Origin of the sequence: Desulfovibrio sp. (assembly GCA_016208105.1) — a bacterium.
Classification (GTDB): Bacteria; Desulfobacterota; Desulfovibrionia; order Desulfovibrionales; family Desulfovibrionaceae; genus Fundidesulfovibrio.
Genome location: JACQYS010000011.1, coordinates 53478 through 66857, shown reverse-complemented (window position 1 = coordinate 66857; position 13380 = coordinate 53478). Strand labels below are relative to the sequence as shown.

11 protein-coding genes and 1 pseudogene are annotated in these 13380 nt (G+C 57.6%); 7 read left to right on the top strand and 5 right to left on the bottom strand.

What is annotated here, in order from left to right:
* Window positions 1-2: 2 nt before the first annotated feature.
* The 4 genes and pseudogenes from phnD to HY795_06325 form a co-directional block, all read right to left on the bottom strand.
* Window positions 3-910, bottom strand: a pseudogene (gene phnD, locus HY795_06340) (phosphate/phosphite/phosphonate ABC transporter substrate-binding protein).
* A 44-nt stretch (window positions 911-954) separates the two neighbouring features.
* Window positions 955-1404: a universal stress protein gene (locus tag HY795_06335; protein MBI4804835.1), complete on the bottom strand. Its 450-nt coding sequence runs from the start codon at window positions 1402-1404 to the stop codon at window positions 955-957.
* A 190-nt stretch (window positions 1405-1594) separates the two neighbouring features.
* Entirely contained in the window at window positions 1595-2677 is a 1083-nt protein-coding gene (locus tag HY795_06330; GenBank protein MBI4804834.1) for a putative sulfate exporter family transporter, read from the bottom strand.
* Between the two features lie 372 nt (window positions 2678-3049).
* A complete protein-coding gene (locus HY795_06325) occupies window positions 3050-3460 on the bottom strand; it encodes a hemerythrin family protein (protein ID MBI4804833.1) in 411 nt (136 codons plus the stop codon).
* 443 nt (window positions 3461-3903) lie between these two features.
* Here HY795_06325 and HY795_06320 point away from each other — a divergent pair, with 443 nt between their 5' ends.
* The 3 genes from HY795_06320 to HY795_06310 all read left to right on the top strand — a co-directional run bounded on the left by HY795_06320 (window position 3904) and on the right by HY795_06310 (window position 5620).
* On the top strand, window positions 3904-4065 hold the full coding sequence (locus HY795_06320) for a hypothetical protein (protein ID MBI4804832.1): 162 nt from the start codon (window positions 3904-3906) through the stop codon (window positions 4063-4065).
* A gap of 336 nt (window positions 4066-4401) precedes the next feature.
* Window positions 4402-4977, top strand: coding sequence for a rubrerythrin family protein (locus HY795_06315; protein MBI4804831.1), 576 nt, complete (start codon window positions 4402-4404; stop codon window positions 4975-4977).
* Window positions 4978-5302: 325 nt separating this feature from the next.
* A complete protein-coding gene (locus HY795_06310; protein MBI4804830.1) occupies window positions 5303-5620 on the top strand; it encodes a hypothetical protein in 318 nt (105 codons plus the stop codon).
* Between the two features lie 199 nt (window positions 5621-5819).
* Here HY795_06310 and HY795_06305 read toward each other — a convergent pair whose 3' ends face one another.
* Window positions 5820-6494, bottom strand: coding sequence for a response regulator (locus HY795_06305; protein ID MBI4804829.1), 675 nt, complete (start codon window positions 6492-6494; stop codon window positions 5820-5822).
* A 343-nt stretch (window positions 6495-6837) separates the two neighbouring features.
* On the opposite strand from HY795_06305, the gene HY795_06300 reads away from it, so the two are divergent.
* The 4 genes from HY795_06300 (at window position 6838) to HY795_06285 (ending at window position 13370) form a co-directional block, all read left to right on the top strand.
* Window positions 6838-9834, top strand: coding sequence for a PAS domain S-box protein (locus HY795_06300; GenBank protein MBI4804828.1), 2997 nt, complete (start codon window positions 6838-6840; stop codon window positions 9832-9834).
* 25 nt (window positions 9835-9859) lie between these two features.
* Window positions 9860-11077: an HDOD domain-containing protein gene (locus HY795_06295; protein MBI4804827.1), complete on the top strand. Its 1218-nt coding sequence runs from the start codon at window positions 9860-9862 to the stop codon at window positions 11075-11077.
* Window positions 11070-12128, top strand: coding sequence for a hybrid sensor histidine kinase/response regulator (locus tag HY795_06290; protein MBI4804826.1), 1059 nt, complete (start codon window positions 11070-11072; stop codon window positions 12126-12128). The genes HY795_06295 and HY795_06290 overlap by 8 nt, the downstream gene beginning before the upstream one ends.
* Window positions 12129-12227: 99 nt before the next feature.
* A complete protein-coding gene (locus HY795_06285) occupies window positions 12228-13370 on the top strand; it encodes a response regulator (protein MBI4804825.1) in 1143 nt (380 codons plus the stop codon).
* Window positions 13371-13380: the final 10 nt, after the last annotated feature.

Genomic DNA, 13380 nt, shown 5'->3' with positions numbered 1-13380 from the left:
CTTCACGGCTTGTCCTCCGCCCTGCGCTGGCCCGGGGCCGGCAGGCCCATGCGGGTCTCCATGGCGCGGAAGGCCTCGTACACCGAGGCGTCCACCGGAACGAACCCGTGGCGCAGCACCTCGCTCCATCCGGTGGAACGGGCGGCCACCTCGGGCGATGCGGGGTCGATGGCCAGCAGGGTTTTTCTTAAGGCCTCCCGAACGGGTTGGGGCACGTCGGCCGGGCCACGATTATGAAGCCCGGAAACGGCGGCGTGGCCGCCAGCATGCGAAGGCCCGACCCCAGATAGCGCATGGCCATGGGTTCGCCCACGGCCCCGGCGTCGTACTCGCCCCGGAGCACGGCCCGGGCCACGGCGTCGTGGGTGCCCAGGTTGTCCCAGCGCGAAAAATTCTCAAGGCCAACGCCCTGCTGCTTCATATAATCAAGCGGGATGAGATAGCTCGCGGTGGAGTCCGGCGAACCGAAGGCGAAGCGCTTTCCGGCCAGGTCGCCCACGGTGCGGATGTCGGCGCGGTCCTCGCGCACCACGATGAGGCTTCGGATGGTGGGGGTGCCGTCCACGCCGGTCACGGCGCATATGGGCTCAAGGGGCGTGCGCTCGCGGGCCTGCAGGAAGGTGCGCCCGGCAAGCAACGCGATGTCCAGGGTGCCGGCCTGAAGGCGGTCCACAATGGCCGAGTAGCGCTGCTCCAGCACCAGCTCGAAGCGCCAGGGCTGGCGCTCGGAAAGATAGTCGAGAAAGGGCTGGTACTGCTGGTAGATGACCAATGGATGGTTCAGCGTGATGACGCCGAACTTGTAGATGCGTCCGGTGGCGGGTTCGTCCGCCCGGGCGTTCGGGGCCGCCGCGCACAGGGCGAGAAGGATGTGCAGGACGGCGAGCAGCTTGGCGAACGTGTGCCCCATGGACAGCTCCGGCCCGCGGCATCGGCCCCGGCCATGAATCGACGTTAATTGGCTGGAAGAACCGTGATCTTGCTGGGGCTTTTCCTGTTCAAGCTTTCCGCAAGACGCGCATTCGTGAAATCCTTTCCCCAACCGCGCGAAGGCAAAAACACCTCGTCCACGCCGCTTTCCGTGGCGGCAGCCAGTATCTCCCCTAGAGGATCGCCCCAGCGGACCATGAGCTGGGCTTCCACGCCCCGCTGGCGGGCGCGCTCGCGAAAGCCGCCGAGCCGTTCCAGGCATTCGCGTTCACCCAGTTCGCGCACGTACCGCATGAAGCCTTCCTTGTCGCCCTGGGTGGCGAGCTGGTCTATCAATCCATAATGCATGAGGTCTTTCTCCACAACATGCACGGCAATGACGCTGCCGCCGCCGTCGTGGGCCAGGGAGATCACGTGGTCTTCAACGTGGCGTGCCTGCTGTGAGCCGTCGCTGCCCAGGAGGATGCGTCTCATGGAATTCTCCTTGAAAAGCGCGGCCGCCGGACACGCGTCCGGCGGCCGCCTGGATGCTTGGATGCAAGGAATCTTTAGGCGAGTGCCTTGCACACCGCGATGACAACAAAACCGAGCAGGATGACGATGGAGTCCTGGCGGCGGGACTTGGAGATGGATTTGAAGAACTGCATGGTTTGCTCCTTTTTCGTTATTTCAGGAAGTAGAGGACAGCGGCCAGGGCCAACGCGGCCTTCAGGCCCGCGACGCCGAAACCGAACAGGAAACCACCGAAACCGGCCGCGCGCAGGTCGGAAAGGCGGGTGGTGAGGCCGATGCTGGCGAAGCCCAGGAGGAAGGCCCATTCCATGAACGACTTGGCCACCTTGATCTCGGCCTTGCTGAGCATGCCCATGGTGTTCATGCACACGATGGCGATAAAGCCCAGGATGAACAGGGGGAACTTGTCGCGGATCATCTGCAGCTTGTTGATCTTGGCCACTTCGTTGCCCTGCTTGGCTTCCTGAGCGGCGGCCATGAGGGCCAGCATCAGCACCACGAAGGGCAGAAAGACCACGCGGCCGATGTTGTAGATGCCTGCCACCTTGCCGGCGTCCGGGCTGTAGCCGAACCCGGCCGCGAGCACCTGGGCGGAGTTGACGATGCCCACGCCCGCGAAGGCCCCGAACTGCTCGGCGCTAAGGTTCAAGACCTTGCCCACCAAGGGGAAGGCCACCAGGGCCAGCAGGCCGAACATCAGGACCACGGCGATGGAATAGGCCATGTCCTCGTTCTTGGCCTTCACGGCCGGGGCGATGGCGATGGTGGCGGAGACGCCGCACACCGACATGCCGGCCGCCAGGCAGGCGCCAAGCGAAGTGGACATGCCGAGCCTGTTGCACAGCCACATCATGGCCACGGCGGTGCCGAACAGGAACACGGCGATGAACGCCAAGGCCTGGCCGCCGATGGAGACGAGGCCTGCCAGCGAATAGCTGGAACCCATGATCACGATGCCCGTCTTGGTCATGATGGTGGAGTAGCGCAGACCCGGCTGGAACACGGCGGGCACGCCCACGGTGTTGCGGATTATGATGCCGAAGATGATGGCCAGGATGAAGTCCTTGAGCGAAAGGTAGGTCTTGAACAGGGGATAGGCTTCAAGCTTCGGGGCCACGAAGTTGGCCACAAGAGCCACCGCCGTGACCAGCATAAGCCCTGGCAGGCTCTCGATGATGGCCTGGGCGAATGCCTGCTGCTTTTCGAATGGTTGCGAAATAACGTTCTCGGACATGGGTCCCTCCTGCGTGCTGTGGTGTTTCAGCCTTGAGCAAGGTCGGTGCCAGAGAAACATGTGCAATAATACCCGTGCGTTAACAGAAAGCGCCTCCTGATTTGCCAGGGTTTTATGGGCCGATGCGGAACGCTTTTTCAGCCGATGTTCCCATTTGGGAACATGGTTTGAGATGGCGGCAAAAGGACCAGGGACTTCTGCGAGTACTCAAGAAGCCTCTGGAAAAGCTGGAGCCTGCGGGCGCAGAGGAGATGGAGGCGATGCTGGAACGGGACGTGAAGCCAGCTCCCGGCTGGAACTGGCTGAGAACTTCGAACAGGCGCGTTACAGCAGGATAAGGAGGATGATCAAAAGAAGGGCAAAAGGCTCTTCCTAATGCTTCACACCCTTCTCGAGCAGATGCAGGGCCAACGTCCTGTCCATCACAGTCGTGTGATTTATGAACCAGGAAACAAGATAGTTGAGCAGTTCTTGTATGTCGACTTTCTGGTCGTCGATGAACTTCTTATAGAAATCCATGGTCTTCTGAGAAAACTCAATGTGCTCCTGCACATGCGTGAAGTACTGTTTGTACGTACTCTGGTCCATGAGAGACTCTTCTTCCTGCATGTGGTCCATCATGTATTTGAAGAACCTTTGCATGTACTCGGACACTTCTGCATGGCTGACATATCGCCTGGTGGCATCATCGATGTCATTAATCAGATTGACCAGGTTCTTGTGCTGGTCGTCGATCATCGGTTCCCCGACACACATGTCGTCATTCCAGTCGATGAAAGGCATTGCCGACTCTCCGCTTGGGACTTGAGGTTTGGCGAATCTCTCCGGGACGGCATGCCGGATTTTGAACGCCCCAACCCCTCATGGCGTCCAACGTTTAGAATTGTTGCCTGGACCATACTCAAAATACCCAACTGAACAAGTAGGGATTCCCTAGTTTTCAATGTGCAAGAAGGCTTGCCACAGCCAAGCTTTGGCAAAAGCTTTGCGCTTTGTGCACCTTAAGCGCCAGCTTTCGCCTTCTCAGGCAAGCCCAGGCTTAACGCACGTCCGGAAGGATCCAGCTTTCGGCCACAGCCGGCATCCGGCGATCTGGCGAGATGAAAAACTCAGAGATTCTCAGGTGTTCAGGCAATTTGGAACAGTTTGCGAACAGCCTTGGCCAACAATGCGAACAGTGAACGAACAGCCTATGCACCATCCTGGCTCGGTTAGGAGCATCCATCATGACGGCAGGAACATTTTACGAACACCCATGCATTTGTAACGATACGCCCATTTTTTTAGCCCAATATGAACAGGCGGTCGGTGCTCTTCATACCGGTGTTCTTCGTGGTGGTGCTGCGGATGTTCCTGGTGAAAGCCAAAAAGTCATGAACGTTTGGTAGTCAGACCATCACACCTGCACGTTGCCAAACTTTGGGACCTCCTCCCAATGCGTGGCGCCGTCCCGCGCTTATCCAGGAGGCGCGGGACGGCGCCTGACTTTTCCCCTCCACAAAAGCGCTTGAAAACACCCGGACCAAAAGAGGCTGGAAAAACTCCACATATCAGGTACGAAGAGGATTAAGCCTTGCCGCATGCATTTTCACTAGAAATTGGTTTGACGAGCCTGAAGCTTCTTGATAATCGTTTCTTGTAAAGAATAATTATTAATAACTTGCCTTGATACAGGCCGGTTATTTCTTCAGGAAACACAAAAGACAAAAAAGGAGCGATACGACATGCCCAGCTTGAAAGGAACCAAGACCGAACAGAACCTGCTGAAATCCTTTGCCGGTGAAAGCCAGGCGCGCAACCGCTACACCTATTTCGCCGGCGTGGCCAAGAAAGAGTGCTTCGTCCAGATCGCCGACATCTTCGAGGAAACCGCCAACCAGGAGAAGGAGCACGCCAAACGCTTCTTCAAGTTCCTCCAGGGCGGGGACCTGGAGATAACGGCCTGTTTCCCGGCCGGCAAGATCGGCACCACGGCGGAAAACCTTTTGGCTTCGGCCATGGGTGAGCACGAGGAGCACAGCGACCTCTACCCCACTTTCGCGCAGCAGGCCCTGGCCGACGGCTTCCCCGAGATCGCTGCCGTGTGGAACGCGGTGTCCGTTGCGGAAAAGCAGCACGAGAAGCGCTTCCGCGACCTCTTGGCCAACGTGGAGAACGGGCGCGTGTTCAAGCGTGACAAGCCGGTCACCTGGCGCTGCCGCAACTGCGGCTACCTGCATACGCACGAAGAGGCTCCGGGCATGTGCCCTGCCTGCGCCCATCCCCAGGCGTACTTCGAGCTGCTCGGCGAGAACTGGTAGACACCGGGGCCTGCCCGGCAAGTCCGGTCAGCGGCGCCGCCTTGAGTTTTCGGTTTGCTTGGCCGTGCGAACGGGCCACACAGGCCGGTTTCACAAAGGGCTCAATAAATAGACCCGCCGCGCTCCCGCGAGACGTCCTCAGCCTCGCGGGAGCGCCTTTTTGTATTCTTCCCCCCTCCCATGCTTCTCGACAGGCTTTCTTGAGCGGGCGTCATCTAGGCCAGTGGCCCTGAGCGCACAGTGTGAGCAATCCTTATTGACATTGATTATCATTTTCATCTAGGTCGACCCCATCCCGTGCGGGAAAGACAGAAAAGGAGTTCGCATGTTCATACCCGACAGCTTAAGCCCCTGCGCTTGCAAGCGGACAGTGACCCTCAATGGGCGCACGGCCATCCGGGTGGCCCTTCATACAGTTCAGTTCACCACCCAGGGCATGGCGGCCATTGGCCTTGGAATGATCGAGATGTCCAGGACGTATGGAATTCCGCTTGGGATCATCCGAAACGCCATGAAAAAGAACCTCTACTCCGCCCCGCCAAGCGATTCGTTGTATTTCCTGTTCCACCTGAAGGAACTGGATGCCGACATGCACATCGAGATCCCGCCCCACCTTTGGCGCTTCACGGCTCCAGGAATGTAGCTCCCGCCCTTTCCGCCCCTCCTCCCCACCGCATGCCGCCGCATGCAACGCGAAAGGCCGTCCTGCCCGGACGGCCTTTTCCGCTTTTAGCCCGGTACGGATGGTAAGGTCTTGCGCCCTCATGTTGCACGTGTTCCGGTAACGGAAACGGCATGCCAGGCCCTTTCGGAACGGTTAGGCTACGGCCACCCGCGAAGCCTCACTCCTCCACCGAGATCAGAACGCTCTGGAGGTTCACCTTGCGCCCGGCCAGCCCCAGTTTCCTGCGGATGTTGTCGCGGTAGGTTTCAACGGTTCTTGGCGAGATGTTCAAGTGTTCCGCCATCTCCTTGGTGGAGCTCCCCTTGCGTATCATAGCCGCTATGGTGCGTTCGCGCAGCGAGAGCGTGTTGTCCTGCTCCTCGGCCCCCCGGTTATCCGCTGAAACTTCGGGGTCTGGCCGGTTCGCCGCGGCCAGCTTTTGCAGGGCCTTGAAAAAGGCGGAGTCTTCGACGCTTGCGTCCTTGCGGTACTTTTCCAGGCCGGCCTTCAGGGCCTCGCCAAGCACCTCGGACGAGCAGGGCTTGGTATAGAACCTGAACACCTCGCCCAGATTCACGGCCTTGACCGCCGCGTCCAGGTCGCCATGCCCTGTGAGCATTATGCGCACGGTTGCGGGCGAGAGTTCGCGGACCTTGGTGAGAAACTCGATGCCGTTCATGCCGGGCATTTTAAGGTCCGAAAGTACCACGGCGAACGGCCCCGAGGAGCGCACCATTTCAAGGCCCTGCTCGCTTCCGAGCGCCGTTTCCACGCTGAAATTCCTGCGCAGCATGGCCTTCATCCCGGAGAGGATGTGTCGCTCGTCATCAACGATGAGGATTCTGTCCGTCATGGTGCTTCCAGTGTTCCTAGCTCAGCGGCGGCCAAAAGTTTTTTCTCTCCGTATATTTTCCGTACTCCAAACGCTTCTCTCAACTCCGATTTCTGTCTATGAATACATTGTCTCATACCTGACCACCCGCGGGCATGACAACCAAGCAGCACCATGTACGCGAACCCGGAGAGACACACGCGGCACGCACAGCATGTCCGGCGCGAACCCGGAGAATGTGGCCGCGAGGACACTGCCGGCTGGTTCATTCGCACACCGGATAAAGACGCCGCGCATAGAACGGAGACCACGAAACAGGCTTCAATCGTCACCGCACTCCCGCGACAACGGAGATAAAGTGCTTATGAACAGAAAGATCGCTCGCGTAAAACCCTCCCGATTCGAATTCATGCAGGAAAACGCCGTTGCGGTTTGTTACGGAATCTCATCGTTAATAGTCATACTGCTTTTCATCGGCACCTATTATAAGTGCGTCGATGAGAAAAGATCGGATATCGAAGCCGCATTTAGGGACACGGCCAATATCTCCAGGGCCGTGGAAGAGCACGCCATACGAACCTTCGAACAGGCCAGCCTTTTGGCCTTATCCATAAGATCCCGCTACGAGCTAGACGATAAGCTGAACCTGGGCTCCCTGGCCAAGGTGGACCCCAATTCCATGAGCATCTTCCAGCTGCTTTCCATTATAGACGAGAAGGGCATCAACACCGGCAGCAGCAAGGCGGACTTCACCCCGGTCGATCTCTCGGAACGCGAGCATTTCAAGGTGCACGTGAATTCCACCACCAACAATCTCTTCGTCAGCAAACCCGTCCTGGGCAAGGTGTCCGGGAAATGGTCCATCCAGCTGACCACCCGCCTGGTGAAGGCCGACAAGTCCTTCGGAGGCGTCGTGGTCGTCTCCCTGGACCCCTTCTATTTGTCGTCGTTCTACAAGGACATCGACATCGGGCCGCACGGCAAGATCATACTGGTCGGCCATGACGGCATCATCCGGGCCCAGAAGGACATGACGGCCGACACTGTTGGCAAACCCATCGACGACCAGATGGCCGGTTTCGTCAAGAACCAATCACCGAACAAATTGGACAACATCACCTACACCGAGGCCCAGGGCCAAACGATACTTTTAAGCATCCGTGCGGTGAAAGGTTTTCCCCTTTCCGTCATAGCAAGCGTCTCCGAGAGCGACGCGTTGGCAGGCTTCTATTCGAGAAGAAACGTCTATTTCGCGTTCGCCGCGTGCCTGTCGGTGTTGGTTTTCTTCCTTGCGACCTGGACGACGCGGATATTCAAGGAGCTTCGCGAGGGCGCTAACCGGCACAGGATAATGTTCGACAACTCGCCGCTGGGAATTATGCACATCGGGTCCGACGGAACCGTCATAAACTGCAACGACAAGCTCGCCGAGCAGATGGGCTCAACAAAAGAGGCGCTTCTTCATTTCAATGTCGCCACGCAGACCGATTCCAAACTGCAAAGCGTGGTCAAAGAATCGCTCAACGGCAAGCCATCCTTTTTCGAGGACATCTACACGTCCGCAACAGGAAACAAAACAAGCTATATACGAATGGTTTTCAACCCGGTGAACCCGGGAAAACCGCCCACAGACGTCATAGTGACCATTGAAGACATCTCCGAGCGCATGCAACAGCAGGAAAAGCTCAGGGTAACCAGCGAACGCCTGCAGCTTGCGACAGAGGCATCCAACATAGGCATCTGGGATTATGACCTGGTGCACAAGTCCTTGATATGGGACCCCATGATGTACAAGCTGTACGGATTTGAGAACCAGAACCATGCAGTCACATATAAAGACTGGGAATCAAGGATTCATCCGGACGACCTCGACGCGAGCAGAACAGCCATCATGCAAGCGTTGAACGGTAAAGAGGACTTCTCATTCGAATTCCGCATATTCTGGGACATCGACAAGTCGATCCACTATATAAAGGCGAGCGCTCTCATCAAGCGCGACGAAAACGGCAATGCGCTGCGCATGGTTGGAACGAACCTGGACATCACGGCGATGAAAAACGCCGAGAGTGAGCTCCATGCCGCATATACCGAAATAGAACAACGCGTTGCCAACCGCACGCAGGAGCTGGCCCGCGCCAACGAGCTTCTCCAGAGCGAGATCATAGACAGAAAGCTGGCCCACCGCGAGATAAACCAGATACTCTCCTCCATTTCCTCCATCCTCATCGGCGTTGACTGCCAGGGCGCCGTGGTCCGCTGGAACGACGCCGCCGCGAACATCTTCGGCCTGAATGCGCCGGATGTGATCGGCAAGCCCCTGTACGACCTTCCCATCCCCTGGGATTGGGAAATGATAGTGGCTGGGGTTTTACAGACCCGCACCGAGCTCAAGCCCAAACGGTTCTACAACCTCTGGTACGAGCGAATCGACGGCCAGGACGGCTTTTTTGTCGTCACTATCGGTCCTCTCTGGAATGAGGAGGGAGGCTACGACGGCTACCTGATACTCGGTGACGACATCTCCGAGGTGAAATTCCTGGAAGCCCAGCTGGCCAACGCCGCGAAGCTGGAAGCCATAGGCCAGCTGGCCGCCGGCATCGCCCATGAGATAAACACACCCACCCAGTACGTGGGCGATTCCGTGACCTTTCTCAAGGAGTCCTTCGACGACATCGGCCAGCTGTTCACCACGGCCGAGCGGTACAGCAACGAACCGGAAAAGGTGGGACAGGAGGCGGCCCTGGCCCTGAGGAACCTTCTCGAAAAAATCGACGCCGATTTCCTTCAGGCCGAGATCCCAAAAACCATCGAACGAATCTTCGACGGCATCGAACGCATAAGCACCATCGTCCAGGCCATGCGGCGCTTCTCCTTCGCTGGCGGGGAGGAGAAACGGGCCTTCAACCTGAAAAACGCCATAGAGAACACCCTGGTTATCTCGCGCAACGAATGGAAATACGTGGCCGAGGCGCAAACCGACTTCGACAAAGACCTCCCCGACATTTTGTGCATGCCGGGCGAGATCAGCCAGGTTCTCTTGAACATCATCGTCAATGCCGCCCATGCCATCGGCGACGTGGTCCAGGGCACATCCAACCTGGGGCTCATCACCATTACCACCAAAGCCGACGGCGACTTCGCGGAGATCCGCATCAGGGACACCGGCACAGGCATCCCGAAGGACGTCGGCGACAAGGTGTTCAACCTGTTTTTCACCACCAAGGAAGTCGGCAAAGGCACTGGCCAGGGGTTGGCAATCGCCTACGACATTGTGGTAAACAAACACGGAGGAACCCTGGAGTACGAATCGGAGCCGGGCGCGGGAACGACCTTCATCATCCGTCTTCCCTGTGACGGGTGAATAAACCGCTCATCTAGAGAACCGCATGAAACCAAAGATACTCTTCGTCGACGACGAGCAGAACATCCTGACCAGCTTCCGGCTGAGCCTTCGGCCCATGCGCGAGAAGTGGGACATGTCCTTCGCCCTTGGAGGCCAGGAGGCCCTGGCCATTCTGGCCGAGAACCCCCATGAGGTGGTTGTGTCCGACATGCGCATGCCCGGCATGGACGGCGCCCAGCTTTTGCGGGAGGTGCGCCGCCTCTACCCGGAAAGCGTTCGCATAATCCTATCGGGCTTTTCCGAGGAAGAGAGCGTTCTGAAGGCCGTGGAGCTGGCGCACCAGTATCTCGGAAAACCCTGCCGCCCCGTGGACCTGATACGGGCCATCGACAACTCGCTCAGCCTGCGCGACGTCCTGGCCAGCCGCCAATTGAAATCCATCGTGGCAAGGCTGGAATCGCTGCCAACATTGCCCGCCATTTACAATCAGCTGGTCGCGGCGCTCTCCAACGAAAACTCCACCTTGAAGGAACTGGGAGACATTGTAAGCCAGGACGTGTCCATGGTGGCCTCCATCCTGCGCCTGGCCAACTCCGCCTTCTTCGGCCTTCCCACCCGCGTTGCAAGCATCCATCACGCCGTGAACCACCTTGGCGGGCAGACGTTGCGGGCCCTGGTGCTCGGCACCCACCTGTTCTCCTCGCTTAAAGACGTGGATCAACACCCGTTTTCAATCAAGATGCTCTGGGAGCACAGCTTAAGGGTGGCCTGCTTCGCTAGGAGCATAACCGACGTGGACGGGGCGCAGCAGTCCGACTGCGACGACAGCTTCATAGCCGGCATGCTCCACGATGTGGGCAAGCTCGTTCTGGCCACCAACATGGAAAAGGAATTCGGCCAGGTGCTCGCCATGGTGCGCGCCAAGAACTGCCCCGTACACGTGGCCGAACGCGAGATACTCGGGGCCACCCACGCGGAGGTGGGCGCCTATCTCATGGGCCTGTGGGGGTTTAGCAGCTCCCATATCGAGACGGTCTGCTGGCACCATACCCCGCAGCGCCAGGACAGCCAGACGCTGTCGCCCCAGCTGTCCGTGTACGCGGCCAACGTCCTGGACCACGAAATGGTGAGGATAAACTCCGGCTACGCCCTTCGCCCCTTCGAGCTCGAGACCCGGGATTTGGAGGACACTTCCGAGCGCCTGAAGAACTGGCGAAGCCTGTGCGAACAATCTCTGTCCGAAGGAAAGTGTCATGAATGAGCGCATACTGTTCGTGGACGATGAACAGCATATTCTCGACGCGGTGCGGTCGAACCTGAAAAAGTATTACACCATTGAGACGTGCGCAAACCCCCGGGACACCCTTGCAAAGATAAAGAACGGCGAGGAGTACTCCGTTATCGTTTCCGACTTGAAGATGCCTGACATGGGTGGAGTGGACTTCTTAAGCGCCGTGCGCGGTCTAACTCCTGATACAGTGCGTGTGATGCTCACCGGTTTTGCGGACCTGGAAACCGCTCTTTTCGCCGTGAACAACAACATTGCCTACAAGTTCCTTGAGAAGCCCTACAAGACGCACGAACTACGAGAGATGATTGAAGACTGCATCGCCTTGTACAACAAGACGATTTTTGAAAAATTCGAAAACAGCGCAAAAGTGATAATGAACCACGACATAAAGGGCCCCATGCTCGGGATCGTAAGTTTGAGTTCCATGCTCCTGGGTTCTGAAAATGTTCCGCTGGATACGAAAGAGGCGCTTCAGGCGATACACACCTCCGGATCGAAAATACTGAGGATTCTCGAATCCAAAGCACTGCTCGAGAAAATGGAAAGGGGAGTCTACAAAAAGAATGTAAGCGGCGTAAGAATATTCAAAACAATTAAAGACGCGATTGGGGAACAAGCGAAAATTCTTGAAAGCAAGAAAATTGACATCAAAATAACAATAGACGGTCAGGAATACTTTGACGCGTTTGACCAATTGATAGAATGTGACGAACATCTCCTGACGTGCATATTGGGCAACATTCTCAAAAATGCAGTGGAAGCGTCTTGCGTCAAGGATGTCATCATCATAGACGTCAAACGGGACAAGGACATGCTGATCTCAGTCAGAAACTGCGGCGAGGTCCCGGCGGACATACAGGAGCGTTTCTTTGAGAAATACGTCACCCAGAACAAGCCGTATGGAACTGGGGTCGGAACATACTCGGCAAAGTTGATGGTTACTGCACTGGGCGGGGATATCCACCTGGACACTTCGGAACCCGGGCACACCACAATACACATACGGATTCCTATCGGGTAGTTGTTTACATTTTGCTGTTTATTTCGCAGTATTTCCTGGAGCGTTCAGCATGTTCAAGAGTAACTTGCGCATTTGAGTAAGCATACAAAGGGCTGACACATGTCGCACAAAATACTTTTTGTGGATGACGAACAAAACATCCTGGACACGATAAGCACCATGCTCCGCAAGCGCCAGGACGTGTTCGTAGCCCATGGGCCGGAAGAGGCGCTGCGCATGGTGGCCGAAGAGGGGCCGTTTGCCGTTGTGGTTTCCGACTTCAAGATGCCCGGCATGAACGGCGTGCAGCTGCTTACCCGCATAAGCGAAATATCACCCAACACCGTGCGCGTGATGCTCACGGGCTACGCCGACATCGATTCCGCCACCTCGGCCATCAACGAAGGCCGGGTCTTCAGGTTCCTCACCAAGCCCTGCTCCACCTCGAACTTGGTCAGCTGCCTTGAAGCGGCGCTTGAACAACACCGGCTGATCATCTCGGAGAAGGAGCTCCTGCACGGCACGCTGCAGGGCTGCATCAAGGTGCTCACGGAAATCCTCGGGCAATTAAATCCCGAGGCTTTCGGACGCTCGGACAGGATAAAACGGCACGTGAAGAACGTGGTTCAGAGGCTGGGGCTCAAAAACCCTTGGAAATTCGAGCTGGCGGCCATGCTCTCCCAGATCGGCTGCATTTTCATACCCGAGGACATCGTCCACAAGAGCAGGTGTTCCGCCGAGGAGCTTTCCTCCGAAGAGCTTCAGATATTCCAGATGCATCCCACCGTGGGGTATCAGCTGCTCTCGAGCATCCCCCGTTTGGAAGACGTTCGCGAGATGATGCTCCACCAGGAGGACACCCTGCTGACCTCGCCGGACATGAGCCGGGGGGCCAGGATACTCAAGGTGTGCCTGGATTTCGACAACCTGGAGAGCTGCCTGGGCAACAAGCTCGACGCCATAGGGCGCATGAAGCAGCGCACGGGCGTCTACGACAGCCACATCCTGGACGTGTTCGAGCGCTACATCCTGGCCGACACCGGCGTGGTGCCCAGGGACATCCGGCTGGTGGAGCTCAAGGAAGGCATGATCTTAGGCGAAGACCTCATGAGCGAGGCGGGGGAACTGCTTCTGGCCAAGGGGCTGGAAGTGAACTCGTTTAGCCTGATGCGCCTGCAGAACCTGGCCAAGGCCCAGGGAGTGCGCCAGCCCTTCCGGGTGCTCCTGCCCATGACCGAAGCAGACGGGGCGGCCGACCATTAGACGAAATACC

What these genes read in the sequence shown, in the direction of transcription:
- HY795_06320 (MBI4804832.1), top strand. Translation starts at nt 3,904, where the DNA reads ATGACGGCAGGAACATTTTACGAACACCCATGCATTTGTAACGATACG.
- HY795_06290 (MBI4804826.1), top strand. Translation starts at nt 11,070, where the DNA reads ATGAATGAGCGCATACTGTTCGTGGACGATGAACAGCATATTCTCGAC.
- HY795_06300 (MBI4804828.1), top strand. Translation starts at nt 6,838, where the DNA reads ATGAACAGAAAGATCGCTCGCGTAAAACCCTCCCGATTCGAATTCATG.
- HY795_06310 (MBI4804830.1), top strand. Translation starts at nt 5,303, where the DNA reads ATGTTCATACCCGACAGCTTAAGCCCCTGCGCTTGCAAGCGGACAGTG.
- HY795_06335 (MBI4804835.1), bottom strand. Translation starts at nt 1,404, where the DNA reads ATGAGACGCATCCTCCTGGGCAGCGACGGCTCACAGCAGGCACGCCAC.
- HY795_06285 (MBI4804825.1), top strand. Translation starts at nt 12,228, where the DNA reads ATGTCGCACAAAATACTTTTTGTGGATGACGAACAAAACATCCTGGAC.
- HY795_06305 (MBI4804829.1), bottom strand. Translation starts at nt 6,494, where the DNA reads ATGACGGACAGAATCCTCATCGTTGATGACGAGCGACACATCCTCTCC.
- HY795_06330 (MBI4804834.1), bottom strand. Translation starts at nt 2,677, where the DNA reads ATGTCCGAGAACGTTATTTCGCAACCATTCGAAAAGCAGCAGGCATTC.
- HY795_06315 (MBI4804831.1), top strand. Translation starts at nt 4,402, where the DNA reads ATGCCCAGCTTGAAAGGAACCAAGACCGAACAGAACCTGCTGAAATCC.
- HY795_06295 (MBI4804827.1), top strand. Translation starts at nt 9,860, where the DNA reads ATGAAACCAAAGATACTCTTCGTCGACGACGAGCAGAACATCCTGACC.
- HY795_06325 (MBI4804833.1), bottom strand. Translation starts at nt 3,460, where the DNA reads ATGCCTTTCATCGACTGGAATGACGACATGTGTGTCGGGGAACCGATG.